General features: G+C 44.0%; 19 protein-coding genes, 1 pseudogene and 1 other annotated feature. Of the genes and pseudogenes, 11 read left to right on the plus strand and 9 right to left on the minus strand.

The window, feature by feature from the left end:
* The first annotated feature begins 50 nt into the window (after window positions 1-50).
* The 4 genes from OKX00_RS02645 (at window position 51) to OKX00_RS02660 (ending at window position 3,468) form a co-directional block, all read left to right on the plus strand.
* On the plus strand, window positions 51-1,007 hold the full coding sequence (locus OKX00_RS02645) for a Gfo/Idh/MocA family protein (protein ID WP_265409303.1): 957 nt from the start codon (window positions 51-53) through the stop codon (window positions 1,005-1,007).
* The gene (locus tag OKX00_RS02650; protein ID WP_265409304.1) at window positions 1,004-1,972 is read left to right on the plus strand and encodes a Gfo/Idh/MocA family protein; all 969 of its coding nucleotides are present in this window, start codon (window positions 1,004-1,006) and stop codon (window positions 1,970-1,972) included. The genes OKX00_RS02645 and OKX00_RS02650 overlap by 4 nt, the downstream gene beginning before the upstream one ends.
* A 375-nt stretch (window positions 1,973-2,347) precedes the next feature.
* The gene (locus OKX00_RS02655) at window positions 2,348-2,728 is read left to right on the plus strand and encodes a VOC family protein (RefSeq protein WP_265409305.1); all 381 of its coding nucleotides are present in this window, start codon (window positions 2,348-2,350) and stop codon (window positions 2,726-2,728) included.
* A gap of 368 nt (window positions 2,729-3,096) precedes the next feature.
* The gene (locus OKX00_RS02660; protein ID WP_265409306.1) at window positions 3,097-3,468 is read left to right on the plus strand and encodes a cyclic-phosphate processing receiver domain-containing protein; all 372 of its coding nucleotides are present in this window, start codon (window positions 3,097-3,099) and stop codon (window positions 3,466-3,468) included.
* A 381-nt stretch (window positions 3,469-3,849) separates the two neighbouring features.
* Here OKX00_RS02660 and OKX00_RS02665 read toward each other — a convergent pair whose 3' ends face one another.
* A complete protein-coding gene (locus tag OKX00_RS02665) occupies window positions 3,850-4,209 on the minus strand; it encodes a GNAT family N-acetyltransferase (RefSeq protein WP_265409307.1) in 360 nt (119 codons plus the stop codon).
* 172 nt (window positions 4,210-4,381) lie between these two features.
* Between OKX00_RS02665 and OKX00_RS23295 the strand changes: the two genes are divergently transcribed.
* The gene (locus OKX00_RS23295) at window positions 4,382-4,498 is read left to right on the plus strand and encodes a hypothetical protein (protein ID WP_416054293.1); all 117 of its coding nucleotides are present in this window, start codon (window positions 4,382-4,384) and stop codon (window positions 4,496-4,498) included.
* A gap of 167 nt (window positions 4,499-4,665) precedes the next feature.
* Here the strand turns inward: OKX00_RS23295 and OKX00_RS02670 are convergent, their stop codons facing one another.
* Window positions 4,666-5,136: a DinB family protein gene (locus tag OKX00_RS02670; RefSeq protein WP_265409308.1), complete on the minus strand. Its 471-nt coding sequence runs from the start codon at window positions 5,134-5,136 to the stop codon at window positions 4,666-4,668.
* 438 nt (window positions 5,137-5,574) lie between these two features.
* Here OKX00_RS02670 and OKX00_RS02675 point away from each other — a divergent pair, with 438 nt between their 5' ends.
* Complete coding sequence (locus OKX00_RS02675) at window positions 5,575-6,921, plus strand: MFS transporter (RefSeq protein WP_265409309.1); 1,347 nt, start codon at window positions 5,575-5,577, stop codon at window positions 6,919-6,921.
* Window positions 6,922-7,119: 198 nt separating this feature from the next.
* Window positions 7,120-7,342 (plus strand) — a binding site (T-box leader).
* Window positions 7,343-7,417: 75 nt separating this feature from the next.
* Entirely contained in the window at window positions 7,418-8,686 is a 1,269-nt protein-coding gene (gene ilvA / locus OKX00_RS02680) for a threonine ammonia-lyase IlvA (protein ID WP_091002470.1), read from the plus strand.
* 112 nt (window positions 8,687-8,798) lie between these two features.
* On the opposite strand, the gene OKX00_RS02685 is transcribed toward ilvA, so the two are convergent.
* The 3 genes from OKX00_RS02685 to OKX00_RS02695 all read right to left on the minus strand — a co-directional run bounded on the left by OKX00_RS02685 (window position 8,799) and on the right by OKX00_RS02695 (window position 10,970).
* Complete coding sequence (locus OKX00_RS02685) at window positions 8,799-9,353, minus strand: MEDS domain-containing protein (RefSeq protein ID WP_265409310.1); 555 nt, start codon at window positions 9,351-9,353, stop codon at window positions 8,799-8,801.
* Window positions 9,354-9,628: 275 nt separating this feature from the next.
* Window positions 9,629-9,850: a hypothetical protein gene (locus OKX00_RS02690; RefSeq protein ID WP_265409311.1), complete on the minus strand. Its 222-nt coding sequence runs from the start codon at window positions 9,848-9,850 to the stop codon at window positions 9,629-9,631.
* Window positions 9,851-10,076: 226 nt separating this feature from the next.
* On the minus strand, window positions 10,077-10,970 hold the full coding sequence (locus tag OKX00_RS02695) for a PdaC/SigV domain-containing protein (RefSeq protein ID WP_265409312.1): 894 nt from the start codon (window positions 10,968-10,970) through the stop codon (window positions 10,077-10,079).
* Window positions 10,971-11,289: 319 nt separating this feature from the next.
* Between OKX00_RS02695 and poxB the strand changes: the two genes are divergently transcribed.
* Both poxB and OKX00_RS02705 read left to right on the plus strand, forming a co-directional pair.
* A complete protein-coding gene (gene poxB, locus OKX00_RS02700) occupies window positions 11,290-13,014 on the plus strand; it encodes a ubiquinone-dependent pyruvate dehydrogenase (RefSeq protein WP_265409313.1) in 1,725 nt (574 codons plus the stop codon).
* Window positions 13,015-13,497: 483 nt separating this feature from the next.
* Window positions 13,498-14,144, plus strand: a pseudogene (locus OKX00_RS02705) (polysaccharide deacetylase family protein).
* Here OKX00_RS02705 and OKX00_RS02710 read toward each other — a convergent pair.
* The 3 genes from OKX00_RS02710 to OKX00_RS02720 form a co-directional block, all read right to left on the minus strand.
* Window positions 14,129-14,452, minus strand: coding sequence for a hypothetical protein (locus OKX00_RS02710; protein WP_265409314.1), 324 nt, complete (start codon window positions 14,450-14,452; stop codon window positions 14,129-14,131). The pseudogene OKX00_RS02705 and the gene OKX00_RS02710 overlap by 16 nt on opposite strands.
* 34 nt (window positions 14,453-14,486) lie before the next feature.
* Window positions 14,487-14,936: a hypothetical protein gene (locus OKX00_RS02715; protein ID WP_265409315.1), complete on the minus strand. Its 450-nt coding sequence runs from the start codon at window positions 14,934-14,936 to the stop codon at window positions 14,487-14,489.
* A gap of 107 nt (window positions 14,937-15,043) precedes the next feature.
* Window positions 15,044-16,786: an ABC transporter ATP-binding protein gene (locus tag OKX00_RS02720; protein WP_265409316.1), complete on the minus strand. Its 1,743-nt coding sequence runs from the start codon at window positions 16,784-16,786 to the stop codon at window positions 15,044-15,046.
* Window positions 16,787-17,028: 242 nt separating this feature from the next.
* Between OKX00_RS02720 and OKX00_RS02725 the strand changes: the two genes are divergently transcribed.
* A complete protein-coding gene (locus OKX00_RS02725; RefSeq protein WP_265409317.1) occupies window positions 17,029-17,421 on the plus strand; it encodes a hotdog fold thioesterase in 393 nt (130 codons plus the stop codon).
* Window positions 17,422-17,504: 83 nt separating this feature from the next.
* On the opposite strand, the gene OKX00_RS02730 is transcribed toward OKX00_RS02725, so the two are convergent.
* The gene (locus tag OKX00_RS02730; protein WP_265409318.1) at window positions 17,505-17,732 is read right to left on the minus strand and encodes a hypothetical protein; all 228 of its coding nucleotides are present in this window, start codon (window positions 17,730-17,732) and stop codon (window positions 17,505-17,507) included.
* Window positions 17,733-17,905: 173 nt separating this feature from the next.
* Here OKX00_RS02730 and OKX00_RS02735 point away from each other — a divergent pair, with 173 nt between their 5' ends.
* On the plus strand, window positions 17,906-18,862 hold the full coding sequence (locus OKX00_RS02735; RefSeq protein ID WP_265409319.1) for a sugar kinase: 957 nt from the start codon (window positions 17,906-17,908) through the stop codon (window positions 18,860-18,862).
* Window positions 18,863-18,875: the final 13 nt, after the last annotated feature.

Below are 18,875 nucleotides of genomic sequence, written 5' to 3' on the forward strand. Positions count from 1 at the left end.
CGTTAAAACAGGGAATCTATATAAAAAGTACTTTGAAAGGAGTGGCTGCTGTGAAAATTGTTATTTTAGGTTACGGCTTTATCGGAAACATCCATCTGAACGCGTATCTGCAGATGAAGGATGTGGAAGTAGCAGGGATTTATTCAACGACCCAAACCGGGGATATACAAGGGATTCCCGTTTATAACGATTTAGAGAAGTGCCTGGAGATCGGGGATGTGGTTGACGTTTGTCTTCCTACATTTATGCACCGGGATGTTTTTGAAAAAGCGGTGGAGAAAGGCAAGCATGTTTTTCTCGAAAAACCGATGGCGCATACCGATGAAGACTGCCGGCGCATGCTGGAGCTGGAAAAGCGCTGCAGCTCAAAAGTGATGGTCGGGCAGGTGCTGCGCTATTTTCCTGAGTACTGTAAGCTGAAGGAATGCATTGATCCGGATAAGCCTGCGTCCACCTTACTTTCAAGGCGCTCTCAATTACCTGTGGGCGCGAAAAACTGGTCTCTCGACCGCAGCAACAGCGGCGGGGTTATTTTGGATCTCAGCCTGCATGATATCGACTTCGCTCGGTGGGCGTTCGGGCCGGTAACGCGTGTTTTTGCACAGACGGATCCCGATCATTACTATGCCCTCATCACATTGCGCCACGAGAATGGGTCTATCAGCCGTATTGAAGGCAGCTGGAGATATGACGGCGGATTCGCGCAGGAAGTGGAGATCGCGCAGGAAAATGAACTGTTTACGTTTAACAGTCAGGAGGTTTCTCCGCTCTCTGTTCACCAGAATATTTCGCTTAAAAAAGATTCCACAGAGGTTCCGCCAGTCCTGCTGCGGGATGACCCTTGGTCTCTCGAATTGAGAGATTTTATTGATAGCATTCGAAATAATGAGCCGGCTCCTGTCACGCTGCAGGATGCCTATGAGAGTACGAAACTTGGACTTCTGGCATTGCAGTCTGCAGAGGAAAAGCGGCCGATTTCCTTAGAAAAGGAGCTGTACACACGATGAGAATCTCCATTTTATCAGCAGCTCATGTTCATTTAGAGGCGTTTGCAGCTGCCGTAAAACTGTGTCCAGGCACAGAACTGGCGGGCTTCTATGACGATGATGCTTATCGCGGGAAGAAGAAAGCGGCAGAGCATTCCACTATTTTTTATCATGATTTGGGAGTGGCGTTGAACGAATGTGAAGCGGTGATCGTCTGCTCGGAGAATGTCAAACATGATGAGTTGGTACTGGCAGCTTTAGAGGCGAACAAGCATGTCCTTTGTGAAAAACCGTTGGCTGTATCAACAAAAAGTGCCACCATCATGGCGCAAAAGGCTGTTGAGCAGGATGTTGTTTTGGCCACTGCTTTTCCGTTGAGGTTCAATACGCCGGCTGTTCAAATGAAACGGGTCATCGATCAAAAACAAATTGGTGATGTTCTGGCTTTTCACGGCAAGAATCCGGGGCAATGCCCGAAAGGATGGTTTATTGATAAGAACCTGTCCGGCGGGGGCGCTTTGATGGATCATATCGTTCATCTCGCAGATTTGATGCGATGGCTGACTGGAGCTGAAGTGACGAGGGTGTTTGCAGAAGCTGATTCCTTCTTGGTACCGTGCATCACCATTGATGACGTTGGCCACGTGCAGCTGGAGTTTGAGAATGGAATCATCGCTGACATCGACCCGAGCTGGTCACGGCCCGAGGGCTATCCGACGTGGGGTGGCATTGATCTTCGGGCGACAGGAACGGAAGGGGCCATCGACTTAAAAGCGTATGCCCAGAACATCATCCAGCATAACAGCACGAAAACGGTCCACCATAACTTTGGTGACTTTGAATATCTTCATATGATGAATGCATTTGTTGAGACGATACGGAAAAATCCGACAGAGCTTGCCACTGCTTGGGACGGGGTGGCGGCGACAAAGATTGTTGAAGCGGCTTATCTTTCGGCGAGGGAGCATGAGGTCGTAGAAATTTGAAGGGAATGAGTAAGTCCTCAGAGGGGGCTTGCTTTTTTATTAAAGAATATAAAGGTATAAGCTTTTCTTTTTGAACGTAAATTTCATTTTCTTGAGTGCACCTTGTCCATTAAAAAAAGATGCCCAACAGGACATCTTTTTTGTGCGTTTTGCGGCGAGAGACAGCACTCCACATAGTGCATTGCCTTAAAGGCGCGTCAATCTCGTCTTATGCAAATTAGCTCATCGCTTAAATAGTATACCACAGTTCGTGTTGAAAGAGTAGTTGAAATCATAAGGGTTCAAAACGAAAAAAATTATTTGAAATCAGGGGGGTAATGCAAGTGCAAGATATGATAATTTATTATTAAGAAAGTGGACAAGGGAGTGAAATAAATGATTAATAAAGTCGGTCAAATTATGCTGTATGTAAATAACCAAGATGAGGCAGTGGATTTTTGGACAGAAAAAGTAGGATTTAGTGTAATTTCTGAAGAAGATAACGGTCAGGGAATGAGATGGATTGAAATTGCTCCAACAAAGGATGCAGAAACAAGTATTATTCTGCACAGTAAGGAATTCGTTGCAAAAATGTCGCCTGAATTAAATCTTGGTACACCTTCTTTAATGTTTTTCTCGGAAAATTTCGATCAATTACGTAGCGACTTATCAAATAAAAATGTTACTGTCGGAGAAATTGTAAATATGCCTTCTGGCAGAGTATTTAACTTTGCAGATAGTGAAGATAATTACTTTGCAGTAATGGAAAAAAAGTAAATGCCAATCATGCAGTTTAAACACCATCCGTTGTTGGATGGTGTTTAATATTTTAATTTCCTGGTTAGTTGAAGAAGACAATACTTTATCAAGTTTCCATATGCTTCTTTTTATCACATAAAAAAGGCCCTCTTAAAGAGGGACTGGATCACATCAAAAGTTCTCTAGCAAAGTCATCGATATTTCTCAATTAAACATAACTCACCCTCTTAATCATGAAATGTTTGTCAAATATTAGCTTTAAAAGTCGTTTATGTCCCATTCAAATAGGATCTATGTTAAGGTTGATTCAAGATCTATTTAAGATCTATTTATCTAGGGATTTTCGACTTCTCTTAGTCACCCCTTTATAAGGGAAGGAGTCTGAAATGGGTAATATTAGCGTTTTCTTAGATGACTACCGGACTGCACCTGAAGGCTATGTTTTAACGGAGACGATTGACGAGTGTTTAGAGCTGCTGCGAAATTGCACTATCGAACATCTTTCTTTGGATCACGATTTAGTAAATAAAGACAGGAATGGATTAATGCTTGTTCAAATAATGGTGGAAGAAAAACGATTTGCTAACCGCATCACTATTCATTCTGCCAATTCAGTTGGCGGCAAAGCGATGTACAACTGTCTAAAACAGGCACAACAGGATTCGATCCTTTCTCCCTCCACTATTGTATCCTTAAGACCCCTGCCCCTGAAATATTTCCCGCCAAGGGTTCTGCAGCATTATTTAGACGTACAGTAGGTTCAGTTTATTACAAAGGGTGAGGTTCCAGAATATTTAGGGTATAAATCTCAAATTGGGGAGTTGATGGTTATTAATGACTACAACTATGAACTAATGTTTGAGAACCAAAGAATTTTTGAAGGAAATGGACAAGCCCTGTCATTATTTGTTTCCAGCGAAGATATTACAATAGGACAAACTTTATATATAAACAGTTATGTTTATTTTATTAAAAGAGGAGAATTAATAAATAAGAAGAATGAAATGAATCTTATTAAGTTTTATCTAGAGGCATCCAATTAATAGGGTGCTTCTTTATTTTGGATAATAAAGGAATATGTATCCTTTTCCCATAAGTAATGCATTAAAAACCCTTTTTTTCAGGAATGTTCTCTCTCTTTACGATGTTTGCTCTTCATCGAGGTCCAAATCCCATCGTTCTTCCATCAATAACGTTTCGGTCCAATCTTCATTTGGTTTCTCTTCCGTTAATTTAAAATTGTATTTTTGGTAAAGGTAGCGAGCTGCGGCAAGTATATTTACTGTCCATAAGAAAATATGTTGATAGTGTTGTTCCTTACAAAACTTGATGGCTGTTTCCATAAGTTTCTTTCCTATGCCCATCCCTTGATAATGTTCATCTAAAATAAACCATCGCAGCTGAGCCATTGTATCAGAGGATTTAGTAATAGCAATGGAACCAACGATTTGCCCATTTACTTCAGCAACCCATAGATTTCCCCCATTGTTATTATTCATAAATTCCGTTAATCCCTTCATTACGTAATATTCAAACATCCGTCCAAACTTATAAGTTTCATCATAAAGCCGCCCATGAAGGTGTGCTGGAATAGTTTTTATTCTAACAATTTATACCGCAATTTCACACGATTTCAAGGTTATGCCGTATTCTCAATTTTTTTCGGGGTGCATGCTTTTTTTATTAGGAGTAACTTATAAAAGAGAAAAAAGAAAAGGAATGGGAAATTTATTCTTTATTGCAGCTGGATTTACGCTTATAGCTGACATTATAACCAACCTTCTTTAACAATAGTGAAAATCCAGGAAACAAGTAAAGTTCCTGCATGTTGCATGTACAGCAAAATTACATATTCACAAAAAAAGTAACACTAAAGACTTAGTCCTTTGTGTTACTTTTTTGTACTCGATATATCCAAATCTCAAAGCTTGAGTCTTTTTGTTTTTTCGTTCGGGTCAGCGGTGGGAAGGCCAGGATCCTTGCATTTTTCTGATTTGAATAATTTGGCCTGTATGGTAAGCGTCATGAAGCATTATGTCCAGTAACTTTCCCTCAAGGGAATTATGGTCAAGCTCTTCGACGGAAGTTTTACTCAGTATCTGTCTTAAACTGCGTTGTACGTTTTCGGCACGTTCAACGACTTTCTTCCATTCCTTATCGTCATTTGATTGTTCGGTGAGATAGAAGGTTTCATTACCGTCGAGATTATGTGGCCATTCACGGCCTTCCATGTTTGCTGCAAGTCTCTCTTTGTAATAAATGAGATGATTAACGTTCTCCCAGATTGTTTTAGTTGCCTCTCCAGTTGGTCGCCAGTTAGCCTGTTCTGCCGTGATTCCTTCTAATGCATGCTTGAACGGTGCATACCAACTCTCCTTGTCGAAGGTTGTATCCAGCACGTTTAGGAGCAAGCCAATTCGATTCAAAGTCATCTCCTCCTCGAATATATAATCGAAATTTATTGTTACATGGGAAGTGTATCATTACATAAAAGAATTTGGCAATATTTTCATGGGAGAGAGGCGATTTAGCTGTGGGGGTCTTTTCTCTTATCGATGTAAATTAACAGGTTTTACATTCAAATCTGTCTGTTGCTGTCGAATGATAAATGGTATAGTTTTAAAAAAGAAGCTCTGTTAGTCAATGTTGTTGTTTTCTAGTGAGGTGTGATTGAAACGCCTTGTGAAAAACTCGAGGGCCTCTTTCAATCTTCAGTATGCGATGCCCACTTGGAAAGAAAATCAACAATATGTTTTAGCAAAGCCAAAAAAGAAAGCGGTTTCAGGTAATTTCAAAGCTTGTGAGTGTTGACGGAGTCAATAAAGGAGTGTCTAACACTGGCACATCGTGAGGAGGATTTAACAATGTCTCAATCTATTGATCGCGCAAAGACGCGGCGCATTACGGGAAACATCTTCAAGGGTTCGGTTGGAAATCTGATCGAATGGTACGACTGGTACGTCTATTCTGCTTTTGCCGTGTATTTCTCTGCAAATTTCTTCCCTAAGGGAGACCCGACCAGCCAACTGCTCAACACTGCGGCGATCTTCGCCGTCGGATTCCTGATGCGGCCGATTGGGAGTCTGCTGATGGGCCGCTACGCCGATCGACATGGCCGGCGTGCAGCGCTGACGCTTTCCATCACCATCATGGCCGGTGGGTCTCTGATCATTGCCTGTACCCCAGGTTATAGCGCCATTGGTATACTAGCACCTATTATTCTGATTCTCGCCCGCCTGCTACAAGGGTTGTCGTTAGGTGGAGAGTATGGAACCTCGGCAACCTATCTGTCCGAGATGGCCAGCTCCGGTCGCCGCGGCTTCTACTCGAGCTTCCAGTACGTGACACTTGTTGCCGGACAGTTAGTGGCTCTGGGTGTTCAGATCATCCTCCAGCAAGTGCTCAGCGAATCCGATATGATGTCCTGGGGCTGGCGTATTCCGTTCGTCATTGGAGCAATGGGAGCATTGGCTGTATTGTGGCTGCGCCGCACGATGGACGAATCGGAGCAGTTCGAAAAAATGGGTTCTGAAAACCGGGCGAACGCAGGGACCGTTAAGGCTTTAATGAAACACCCCAAGGCGGTGCTGACAGTGGTCGGACTAACGCTCGGCGGAACCGTAGCCTTCTATACCTACACGACGTATTTACAGAAATTCATGGTGAATACTGTGGGCCTCCAAAAGGAGGTCGTCAGCTGGATCAACTTTATTGCTCTGCTAGTATTCGTCGTGCTTCAACCGCTCGCCGGCATGCTGTCTGACCGTATAGGACGGCGCCCTCTATTGATCAGTTTCGGTATCCTTGGTACATTGCTGACTGTGCCGCTGTTTATGATCATGGAGCAGATGAAGAACCCTATCATTGCTTTCTTGCTCATGATGGTGGGTCTCATCATTGTCACCGGTTACACCTCCATCAATGCGATCGTGAAAGCCGAGTTATTCCCGACAGAAATCCGTGCCCTTGGCGTGGGTTTCCCCTACGCACTCACTGTCGCTGTGTTCGGCGGGACGGCGGAGTTCATCGCGTTATGGCTGAAGAGCATTGGAGCCGAGTCGCTCTTCTACTTCTACGTAGCTGCTTGCATTGCCGTAAGCTTCATCACCTACTGGCGTATGGGTGAGTCTTCGAAGGTCTCTCACATCGAAGCCGAGCTGGTCGCTGAAAATGACCAGCTGTCCGTGAAGGGCAGATCACAGCACTCTTAAGTATCATGAGTACAATGGAAAAGCATAATTTAAATGAATTCGTTTAGCTCAATACTTTAAGACCCAGCTGCCTTTTTAGGTGGCTTTTTTTATTGGATTTCTATTGGTTGCGCTTTCATAAAAAGAATATTCTAAATTTACAATAAATTTGTTGACGTGGCATTTTGAAGCTGTTAATCTTAGTTTTAAAATCTAACACGAAAGTCGATGACGAGAACAGTAGGATAATATCTTTGTTCCAAAGAGAGTCGGATGTGGTGGGAGCCGATGAACAAACATTATCTGAAAATCATCTCTGAGATACAAAGCTGAAATGAGAGTAAGCTTTGTCGGGTAGTCCGTTAACAAGTCTTTTTGACTAAAGTGCCGGAGCTTTTTGCTTCGGAACTAGGGTGGTAACGCGAGCTGACTCGTCCCTATTATGGGAGGAGTTTTTTTATTGAAAAAAATCGTAGTTTTTTTACTGAAAAAACCGATTGTAGGAAGGAAGAGGAATATGGAACAGGTACAGCAACAGCAAAAAACGGTGCTCGTCGAAGACATCATGATCGCCAATCAACGAATCAAAGATGTGGTCCTCCATACGCCGCTGCAGTTTAATCCGCTTTTGTCCGCGCAGTATGACTGTAAACTCTATTTGAAACGGGAGGACTTGCAGGTCGTCCGTTCCTTTAAGATCCGCGGTGCGTACAATCGGATCAAAAAGCTGAGCCAGCAGGAACTTGAGAACGGCATCACGTGTGCGAGTGCAGGAAACCACGCACAAGGTGTCGCTTATTCCTGCCATCTGCTGAAAAGCAAAGGGAAGATCTTTATGCCTACGACAACACCAAAGCAAAAAGTGAATCAGGTGAAGTTTTTTGGCGGAGAACATGTGGAGATCGTTTTAGTCGGGGATACATTTGATGATGCGTATGAAGAAGCGATCGTTTGCAGCCAAGCCGAAAATCGGACGTTCATCCATCCATATGATAATGAGGATGTGATCGCGGGTCAAGGCACTGTGGCAGTGGAGATTTTAAACGACTGCGACGAGAACATTGATTATGTGTTTGTTCCGATCGGAGGCGGGGGACTTGCTGCCGGAATCGGAACGTATTTGAAGAGTGTTTCTCCGCAAACGAAGGTGATTGGTGCTGAACCGGCGGGTGCACCGGCGATGAATGAATGCATGCTCCAGGGAAAACATGTATGTCTCGACCGCATCGACCCGTTCGTCGACGGCGCGGCTGTAAAAAATGTCGGGGCGATCACGTACCAGATCTGTCAGGAGATTCTGGATGACATTGTTGTTGTACCAGAAGGAAAAGTATGTTCAACGCTGTTGTCGCTGTACAATCAAAACGCGATTGTCGCTGAGCCGACCGGCTCTCTTTCTCTTGCTGCTCTTGATGAGTATGCCGATCAAATTAAGGGAAAAACAGTAGTATGTATCGTGAGCGGCGGCAACAATGATATCGGCCGTATGCAGGAGATCAAGGAACGTTCCATGATCTACGAGGGTTTGCAGCATTATTTCATCGTTCATTTTCCTCAGCGTGCCGGTGCACTTCGTGAGTTTTTGGATGAAGTGCTCGGACCGGAAGATGACATCAACCGGTTTGAATATACGAAGAAAAATAACAAAGAAACCGGGCCGGTGCTGGTCGGCATCGAGCTGAAGCATAAAGAGGATTATCCGGAGCTGATCCAGCGCATGAACCGAAAGGGCTTTGCGTATCAGGAAGTGAATAAAGACAAGACACTGTTTCAGCTGTTGATTTAATGGTAAAGACGATGTGCGAGTGGGCACGTCGTTTTTTTTCGAGTTGCCTCAGCAACCCCTTTAGCAATAAGCCACAAATAACATAATTAAGTTAAAATTTAATACTGTTTTTTTAAGAAGATGTTCTATTATACAAAGAGGACAGCGAGAAATTGTTATCTGTCATAAAATATTTATGTGCTTGTCTTAAAAGAATGCTCAATTCAGAAGTTAAACGTTCAGAAGGGTATGCGCATACCGACAGTGTATTTTTCTGTAAGACAAATTCATCTGCGATTGTTTCAAAATCGTTGAGCAACTCAGCATCCGGTTCAGAGGAATACCATTCAACATGTGCCCAAGTCCGAATAGGTAAATTGCGATTCTTTAAAGCGGATAAATCACTTTCAAAGTGGTTCACTATTGTAGTTGTTTTAAAATCTCCGTTTGAAAGGTAATAATCAAAATTATTAACCATTCGCACATATGTTAGCTGTTCTTTGGTGAATAACACGTTAATCTTCTCTTTTAATTTGGGAAGAACTTTCATGTTTTCAATAACTAGAATAATTTGATGGTTCTCTAAACCAGAGAGTATATAAGATATTAAATTTTCTAGATAAGTATCTTCGTCATTAAAACTATAAAAAATATGTCCTTCGGTAATTTTTTCATCTGAATAGTTCATAAGTCACCTCTAAGTTTAAACTTATCAAACATTAAATCAAAGGTAAATAAATTCGTACTGTTTCAAGAATGAGAAGCACCCATAGCGGCCAGCGGTGGATTGCGATACTTGGGCCGACCAATCAGACCATTGATATTCTTTAATTCAAGAAGAAAAGCGATTCTGATTAAAGAATCGCGACCAGTAGTTAAAGAAATAATATTACCACTGTACAGATTTCTCTTGATTGGCCTAAATAAATGGGACGTAGTCACTTTCCGTAAAAGCTGCCATGTTTATTTACGAACGAAAAGCAGAATATTTGAACTTTCAAAAACGACCCGAAAGTTATTTCTTAAAAGACAGCTTTCAGCATGTACTACATCTTCCCCTATTTTTAGAAACTCCTTACATCGGCCTGCACTGCCGATAACGGCAAAATCAGAAATTCGAAATCGTCTCGTTCTTGGAACGCTTTCAAACACAATAAGGACTACATCATTTGTTCGAGGTGACAATAGCTTACCTCCTTATAGTTGATACATTATAGGATGCGGTGAGCTGAAGAACCGCAATGGACAAACATGGAGTATTATCAATTATATTATAGTGATTAGTCTGATTCGCTTCCTATGGCCAGACTGTTGATGAGTCACTGGTACAATCAATCAGCTTTAGGACTCACCTGCTGGACCTAAAGAAATTAAAAAAGGAGAAGGGCATATCCCTTCTCCTAAGAATTTTTTATTTGTACACAGACCTGGGTATGTCTACTGCTGGAGTTCCTGCTGCATAAGGGGCTACAGAATACTCCCCGAATTTTAAGGTAATGCCGTTAAAGTTAAAATAAAACTGGGCATCACGTTTTATGTTCACATCACTTTGGCTGGTTACATAAAAAATATCTTTATGCTTTTTCATATAGTTATACGCATATTTTTGTACGGCTTTGTATTTCGCATCACTTGTAAGAATATTGTTCAGTTTCAATTCTTTGCCGTCGCTGATCGTAAAGTTATACCCTTCGAGGGATGACATTCCGTGTGCACCGCCGGTATATTCATAGTCTTGAAAAAGGATACTCAGCTGCTTGCCATCATTGTATTTTACGGAATAACTGGATGAGTAATCATAATCACAGGAAAAAGGATATTCCTTGCACATTTTATCTCCCTGAATTTCCTTTTCATCTTTCAGCAATTGTAAATATTCATTATACGATTGTTTCGCATGGCTCAGCAGAGCGGCGTTGATTTTATCCTGAGCTTTTTTGCTTTTTAGTCCCTTCACTTGAGGATAGGACACAGCCTTTGTATTTTTATACTGATGCTTACTGATCGTTACACCCGTGAAAAATTTAAGATACTTGGTAGAGACATAAGCCTTCTTGCTTTTGTAGCGGATTTCAGACCAGCCGGATTTGGTTTTTGAATAAACGGATACGGTGGCGCCGGATTTTAAAGAGCCGATGATGGTGGCTTTCTCACTTGGGGCATTTCTGACATTCAGCGATGTTTTAACATTTACAAAAGCTGTCTGTACGGATGCGGCCTTTGCTTCACTATTCACAAAAAATACGGAAGCAATCAAGGCAATAGCAATGGTAACCATGGTTAGGCGGAAAATTGATTTTTTCATAAAGACTCCTTTTCTTTTTTTGATTAATGATAGAATGCGAACTTTAGTCGGTCATCGATACTTGTTACATTTATGTTACATTGATTACATTAAAATTACAATAAGTATTTTGGGTTCATTTTCCAGAATGGCATGATCCATTATTACTCGGTCATTTGTCACAATAGAACACCTTAACGAAGGTTTCCTTAAGCAAACGTCAGGGTAGACCTCTTTTAGGGAAGCTTTATGCTCAAACCTTCGAATATTCCCACTAACACAAGGGATAATATGGAAGAGTTTATTTGATTGAGGCAATAACTAAAAAGGAGACTACATAATGAAGAAAACCGTTGCTGATCTACTGGTCGATTCGTTGAGACATGCTGGAATTCAGCGGATCTACGGGATTGTGGGCGATTCACTGAACGCGGTGCTGGATTCCATCCGCCGTTCCGGAAAAATTGAATGGATCTCGGTCCGCCATGAAGAGGTAGCGGCCTTTGCTGCAGGTTCGGATGCGATTTTAAGCAATAGTATCGCCGTCTGTGCGGGGAGCAGCGGTCCAGGGAACCTGCATCTGATCAATGGATTGTACGACTGCCATCGCAATCGGATTCCGGTGCTGGCCATTGCGGCGCACATTCCAAGCAATGAGCTCGGCGGAGAATACTTTCAGCAGACCCGTCCGGAGATGCTGTTCAGGGATTGCAGCCATTATTGCGAGGTACTGACTCGTCCGGAGCAGATGCCGCGCATGGTTACGATGGCGATGCAGCATGCGATCGGCCGCAAAGGCGTTTCAGTGATTGTATTGCCGGGTGATGTGGCTTCTCTTCATGATGAACAGACTGTGCCGGAACAAGTCATACACGTGACAGAGCCAGTCATCCGTCCATCGGAAAACGAGCTGCAAAAGCTTGCTGATTACTTGAATAAAGGAAAAAAAGTAACGCTGTTGTGCGGAGCGGGGTGTGAAGGAGCACATACCGAGGTGATGGCTCTTTGTGATGCGCTCAAATCACCGATGGTCATCGCGCTTAGAGGGAAGGAGCATCTGGAGTACGACAATCCTTACTCTGTCGGACTGACGGGGCTCATCGGCTATTCGTCCGGTTATCATGCCATGATGGACTGCGATGTGCTGCTCATGCTCGGGACAGATTTCCCGTACCGCCAGTTCTTCCCGGAGAAAGCGGTTATTTTACAGGTTGATATCCGGGCCGAGCACCTTGGCCGCCGGGCTGCGTTAACGTATGGGCTATGCGGGGATGTGAAGCATACGGTGGAGTCGCTGCTTCCATTAATAAAAGTGAAGAAAAGCACGAGTCATCTGGACAAACATGTGAAGGACTATGCGAAAGTACGGAAGGATTTGGACAAACTGGCCACCGGAAAAAAAGGGAAGGCACCCATCCATCCGCAGTATTTAACAAAAGTGGTCAGTGACCTCGCAGCTGAGGATGCCATCTTCACCTGTGATGTGGGAAGCCCAACCTTATGGGCGGCGCGTTATTTGGAGATGAACGGCAAACGCCGGCTGTTGGGATCGTTCAATCATGGCACGATGGCCAATGCGATGCCTCAAGCGATAGGGGCCCAGGTTTCAAAAAGAAATAATCAAGTCATTGCCCTTTCGGGGGATGGCGGGCTCTCGATGCTGATGGGTGATCTTTTGACCATCAAGCAGCATCAATTGCCGGTAAAAGTTGTCGTGTTCAACAATGAGGCACTTGCCTTTGTGGAGCTGGAAATGAAAGCGGCGGGATACTTGGAAACCGGTACGGGCCTTGGACAAACCAACTATGCCGCAATTGCCGAAGGCATGGGGATCCAGGGTATACGTGTTGAGGACCCGGGTGACTTGGAGGGTGCCGTTAAACAAGCGTTTAAACATAACGGCCCCGTGCTGCTTGATGTGGTCGTCAACCGTCAGGAATTAGCTCTGCCGCCAAAAATCGAGTTCGAACAGGCGCACGGATTTACGCTCTGGATGCTCAAAACCGTGCTCAACGGCAAGGGAGACGATCTGATCGATCTGGCAAAGACGAATCTATTTAGATAGCTATATGAAAAGAAGTGACATGCGGTGTTAGTGCATGTCACTTCTTTTAATTTCATGAAAAAGATTCCCCATCAATAGAACAGGTAGAAATATCCGGAAAATAGAGAGTGTAATCCAACGTTATTAATTATGTTGGAGTTGCAGTTTTCTGTCTTACTGTTCTTTTTCTTTTTTATATTCAAACCTCGGCCGATGCCATTACAAAGCAGAAAAGCTTTACTATCAAATCAAAAAGCACCCGTCTGGATGAAGCAAATGGGTGCTTTGTTTGTTGGCTTTGTTCAGGTGATACTTTTTTTTTGAAAATGACATGTTTTGCAAGTAAATCTTGTCGAATCGCAAGTAACGGAAGCATTTCCGCAAGTAATTGGTGTCGAACAGCAAGTAAAATTCCATCAGGGTATATCAATCACCGGGAAAGAGGGTCCTGAGAGGTCTTTTTTGCAGTTTGCTATAATAAAAGCAAAAACACAGAGGATCATCATGAAAAAACGAATAGGAATCACCGTGTCTGTACTTCTCGTTATCATTTTTATAGTATTCGGCACCTATAAATTAATGAACGCCCGCAATTTCCAGTTGTTCGGCGGGCTGACAAGCCATGTTGTGGATAAGCTGTTGCCGGTACTGGAACGATACCACGCCAAAGGACCTTTTTTCTGATTGGAAACGAACTTCGGAAGAACATGGCGGAAGGGAAGAAGCTTGCACAAGCTGGCCATCAGATCGGCAATCATACCTATTCCCATAAGCGGATGGTGTTCAAGTCGCCTTCCTTTATCAAGCAGGAACTGAAGAAAACGAATGCGCTGATCAGCCAGACGGGTTATGAAGGGACGATCGACTTCCGGCCGCCTAACGGTAAGAAGCTAATCGGACTGCCTTACTATACTAATAAATTGCACATGGATACGATCACGTGGAGCCTCGAACCAGATACGTACTATACGTCTGTTTCGGATAAGGTTCGTTATGTTACGAAAAATGTAAAACCGGGCTCGATCATTCTGTTCCATCCGATGTATGACAAAACCGGCAATGAGCTGGAGTCGATTGATAAAACACTGTCTGCTCTGAGCAAAAAAGGCTACAAGTTCGTGACGGTAAACGAACTTCAAAAATACGAGTAAAGAGCAATAAGGGGCTGTTCTGAAAGTCGAAAATTGACCTTCAGCAGTTCCTTTTTGGCTTGAAAATCTTCAATGAAAAGTTGATTGAAGTGGAAGGTGCGAGACTCCTCGAAAATGAATTTCACATTTTCTTCGTGCGATATAACGCTGCCGAAGCCTTCCTTGTCCTGCGGGACTAGCGTGACAGGTGAGACTCCCGCAGGCGCTAGCGCAAAAAAGTAGGCGTTCACGCCGGTAAGGCTCACCGCAAGCCCCGCGAAAGCAGGAGCTCGCGCCGGTAAAAGCGAGCACCCTGGAACGGAAATCAACAGCTTACAGACTTCTTGGACAGCCCCTTTCTATTTATTCAGCATTTTTATGGCAAGGTTTACTGTTTGGATTGGATAAGATGCGCTGTGCCTTCTCGATATTTGACACGTCCATATATAAGGTGTTGTCTTCTCCGATATAAAAAGTATTAATGGTCACCCTGCACCACAGTAGATTATATACAGCGCTAAACTGGCCGGGTACGTCTGGTGTGAAAATAAACTGAATGACGGTTTTCTGCTTATAATATACACCAAGCTTTTTTAGTATCTTTTTCAAGGTGCGGAGATCATCGCTGTTTTCACCTTCATCATTTCCAATGACCAGCCTCACCGTATTCAGGAATGTCCGGTTTCCTGCCGCACGTGCCTGTTCAAAAGCCGTGATGTTTCCGCCTTTGTCAGCGAGTGCACTTAACATACAAGCAACGGTTTCGTCACTGGCGGCAAAAAGGAACTGTTCCCTCAATTGATAATTAAACATTTTGTTGTCCCCCCTAGGATGCTATAGTATATGCCAGCATTCAGAACTTGTCCTAGGACAGATCAACTAAAGAAAATCGGCCCCGGAGATGGGAGCCGATTTTTCAATTATGCTTGTAATTCAAACTGCTTGGAATACAGGTGCGCATACGCGCCACCGCGGGCAAGCAACGCCTCGTGTGTGCCTTCTTCCTCAATGCCATCCTCTGTTAAGACGATAATCCGCTCTGCATTGCGAATGGTGGAAAGGCGGTGGGCGATGACAATCGTTGTGCGCCCTTTTGCCAAGTATTCCAGTGAGTCTTTAATGATGCTCTCACTCTCGTTATCCAGTGCACTCGTTGCCTCATCCAAAATGAGAACGGGCGGGTTCTTTAAGAATACCCGAGCGATGCTTAGCCGCTGCTTTTGGCCTCCGGAAAGCATGACACCCCGCTGTCCGATTTCGGAGTGGTAGCCGTTGGGCAGACTCATGATAAAGTCATGGGCATTGGCATGTTTGGCTGCCGCCATAATTTCCTCATCACTCGCTTCTGGACTGCCGTAGCGGATATTATCCATCACGGTTCCCGCAAAGAGATATACATCCTGCTGAACGATACCAATCTGATTACGTAACCACTTCAGGTCAAGTTCCCGGACACTCCATCCGTCGAGCAGCACATCGCCGTCCGTCACATCATAAAAGCGGGGGATGAGCGAGCATAATGTCGTTTTTCCCGCGCCGGAGGGACCGACCAATGCAACATATTCTCCCGGACGTACATGAAGCGACAGATTAACGAAGACAGGGTCCAGATGGTCTTCGTAACGGAAAGAAACGTGTTTGAACTCAATATCGCCATGTACCTTTGTTAGTTTCACGGCATCCGGCTTGCTTTCAATCGCCGGTTGTATGTTCATGATTTCCATAAAGCGCTGGAAGCCGGTTATTCCTTCTTGTAACTGGGTACTCATATGGGTCAGCTTTTGAATCGGTTCGACCATATAACCGATATAGAGAAGAAACGTGATCAAATCCGCCAGATCCAGCGTGTGGTGGACGATACTGGCACTGCCGAAGACGATTACCGTGATCGTAATCAGCTGAATGAGCGTCTCAACGCCATCGTAATAGATGGCCTCAGCTTTGTACGTACTCTTTCGGCTTTCGAAAAACCGCTGATTTTCCTGGTTGAACTTCCTGACTTCTACATGTTCATTGGCAAACGATTTGACGACCCGGATTCCGGAAAGGCTATCCTCAACCTGTGCGTTCACGTCTGCGATCCGCTCTTTGTTTCTTTTAAATAACCGGTTAAGCTTTTTATTGAGAACCAAAGAAAAGATACCGATGACCGGCAAGAAACAGAAAACAGCGAGCGTTAACGGCGCATTGATCATAAACAGGATCACAAAGGCCCCAAGAAAGCGGACGAGATACTTCATGTAGTCTTCGGGTCCATGGTGATAAAGCTCGGAAAGCAGCAGCAGGTCATTCGTTATGCGGGACATGAGCTGTCCTGTCTTTTCCTTATCGTAAAAGCTGAACGAAAGCTTTTGCATATGCGCGAACAGCTCACTGCGCATATCACGTTCCATCCGGCCGCCGACTTCATGGCCCTTGTAGTCCACAAAGTAGTTTCCGATATTCTGAATGGCGGCTAAAAAGAGCATCAGCCCGCCGATCCAGTACACTTTACTCAGCGCAATGGACAAGTCTCCTTCGAGAATATCCTTCGTAATGTACCGAACGAGCAACGGAAGAATCAGAGTCACAGCGGACGCGATAAAGGCACAAGCCAATACCGAAAGAAACAAACGTAAATACGGTCTGTAATAGGAGAGAAATTTTTTTATTGGAAAATGCATGATTTACCCCTTTGTGTTTTTAGCTAGGCACACATTAGGGGGCACGCCGTTTACATTTAAGAACGTGTTCCACCCTTATATGTTTGGAGTGTTTGAGTTCTCATGTTTTTCATTTGAATTCCTCCTTGTTCTTAGTTGCTTCTATTGTAAGCGATTTCCTGAAAAAGTGAAATAGCTTGTCTGCCAGCCTGCAGTCGTTTATTCTGAAAATATAGTCAATTTACATAAGGGGTGTATTTGGTATGGAGATGAAAAATTTAAAAGATACGATGCTGGGAGCACTGGGAATTGAAATTGTGGAACTGTCCGACCACCAAGCGGTAGCCACCATGCCGGTTCACTCAGCGACCCATCAGCCGTTTGGTTTGCTGCACGGCGGGGCGTCTGTCGCACTGGCAGAAACGATCGCCAGTATCGGAACCTATCATTTTATCGATGAGGAAACGGAGATGGCAGTCGGAATGGAGATCAACGCCAACCATCTGCGAGGCAAGAGGGACGGGATCGTTACAGCTACAGCCACACCGTTGCATAAAGGCAGAACGTCCATGGTCTGGGACATCAAAATTACGGATGAGGAAGGGAAGCTTGTTTGTGTTTCCCGGTGTACGATGGCGATTATGAAGAAGAGATAGATTGGAATAAAGGGGCTGTCCAGAAAGTCGAAAATTGACCTTCAGGCAGCCCCTTTTTGGCTTGAAAAATCTTCAATGAAAAGTTAATTGAAGTGGAAGATGCGAGACTCCTCGAAAAGGAACTTCACATTTTCTTCGTGCGATATAACGCCGCCGAAGCCTTCCTTGTCCTGCGGGACTAGCGTGACAGGTGAGACTCCCGCCGGTGCTTGCACCAAAAAGTAGGCGTTCACGCCGGTAAGGCTCGCCGCACGCCCCGAGAAAGTAGGAGCTCGCGCCGGTAAAAGCGAGCAGCCTGGAACGGAAATCAACAGCTTACAGACTTCTTGGACAGCCCCTTTAATTCTTGCAATTATGTATTGCATTTGAAAGGGTTTTCATTTAGAATTCTACTAAACCGGTTTACCAAACCGATTTAGTAATTTTCTAATACCCTTGCAGCAAGCTCTTCTTGCCGTAATTAGAAAAAGAAAGGGGTATGAATTTGTCATTGAACTATGGAATCCTAACTTTAGGTGACGCAATGATCACCTTGAATCCAGCAAGCACTGGACCATTACGATTTGTTTCGACCTTTGAAAGAAAAGTAGGAGGAGCAGAACTGAACTTTGCCATCGGCTGTGCCAGACTGGATCTTCGTTCAAAATGGATCAGCCGGCTCGGAAAAGATGAGTTTGGAAGAGTTATTTATAACTTTGCCAAAGGTGAGGGGGTGGATGTGGATGATGTTGCCTTTGTGGAAGGGTATCCCACTTCTTTAAATGTAAAGGAAATCCGTGAAGATGGTTCAGGAAAAACCTTTTACTACCGCCATCAATCACCTGTTTTAACCCTTGAACCTGATGATATAAAGGAGGAGATGTTTGAACGCATTGATGTTGTTCACCTGACAGGTGTCTTTCTGGCGATTCACCGAAAAAATATGGATATTGTCCAAAAGGTGATCGCTATAGCCAAAGAAAAAGGCCTACTGATTTCTTTTGATCCGAACATACGGTTAAAGCTGTGGAGCATAGATGAAGCAAGAGCGGCGTATCAAACGCTATTTCCAGCCATCGATATTTTGCTGACAGGCCGGGATGAGATCAAGAGTATTATCGGAAGTGATGAGGAAGAGGAATTAACATCATTTGCTGAACGTTATTCCATCAGCCAGCTTGTCATTAAGGACGGAGCCCAGGGTTCGGCGCTTTATTCCCATCATCAATGGCTGCATCAGGAGGCATTCCCGGTAAATCCTGTCGATACAGTTGGGGCTGGGGACGGATTTGATGCCGGATATTTGTACGCTCTTCTTCATGGACTTGAACCGGAAAGACGACTGGAATTTGCCAATGCTGTGGGAGCTCTTGTCACCACGGTTTCCGGTGATAATGAAGGCTTGCCGCTATTGGAAGAAGTTTTTTCTTTTATCAACAAGGAAGCAGTGGTTGAACGCTAAATGACGAAAGGAG

Origin of the sequence: Fictibacillus sp. KU28468 (assembly GCF_026153615.1) — a bacterium.
GTDB lineage: Bacteria > Bacillota > Bacilli > Bacillales > Fictibacillaceae > Fictibacillus_C > Fictibacillus_C marinisediminis.

Bases quoted from the DNA above. Each gene is read 5' to 3' on its own strand.
- OKX00_RS02725 (WP_265409317.1), top strand. From the start codon at position 17,029: ATGGAGATGAAAAATTTAAAAGATACGATGCTGGGAGCACTGGGAATT.
- OKX00_RS02675 (WP_265409309.1), top strand. From the start codon at position 5,575: ATGTCTCAATCTATTGATCGCGCAAAGACGCGGCGCATTACGGGAAAC.
- OKX00_RS02685 (WP_265409310.1), bottom strand. From the start codon at position 9,353: ATGAACTATTCAGATGAAAAAATTACCGAAGGACATATTTTTTATAGT.
- OKX00_RS02655 (WP_265409305.1), top strand. From the start codon at position 2,348: ATGATTAATAAAGTCGGTCAAATTATGCTGTATGTAAATAACCAAGAT.
- OKX00_RS02715 (WP_265409315.1), bottom strand. From the start codon at position 14,936: ATGTTTAATTATCAATTGAGGGAACAGTTCCTTTTTGCCGCCAGTGAC.
- ilvA (WP_091002470.1), top strand. From the start codon at position 7,418: ATGGAACAGGTACAGCAACAGCAAAAAACGGTGCTCGTCGAAGACATC.
- OKX00_RS02720 (WP_265409316.1), bottom strand. From the start codon at position 16,786: ATGCATTTTCCAATAAAAAAATTTCTCTCCTATTACAGACCGTATTTA.
- OKX00_RS23295 (WP_416054293.1), top strand. From the start codon at position 4,382: ATGCTTTTTTTATTAGGAGTAACTTATAAAAGAGAAAAAAGAAAAGGA.
- poxB (WP_265409313.1), top strand. From the start codon at position 11,290: ATGAAGAAAACCGTTGCTGATCTACTGGTCGATTCGTTGAGACATGCT.
- OKX00_RS02665 (WP_265409307.1), bottom strand. From the start codon at position 4,209: ATGAATAATAACAATGGGGGAAATCTATGGGTTGCTGAAGTAAATGGG.
- OKX00_RS02660 (WP_265409306.1), top strand. From the start codon at position 3,097: ATGGGTAATATTAGCGTTTTCTTAGATGACTACCGGACTGCACCTGAA.
- OKX00_RS02650 (WP_265409304.1), top strand. From the start codon at position 1,004: ATGAGAATCTCCATTTTATCAGCAGCTCATGTTCATTTAGAGGCGTTT.
- OKX00_RS02695 (WP_265409312.1), bottom strand. From the start codon at position 10,970: ATGAAAAAATCAATTTTCCGCCTAACCATGGTTACCATTGCTATTGCC.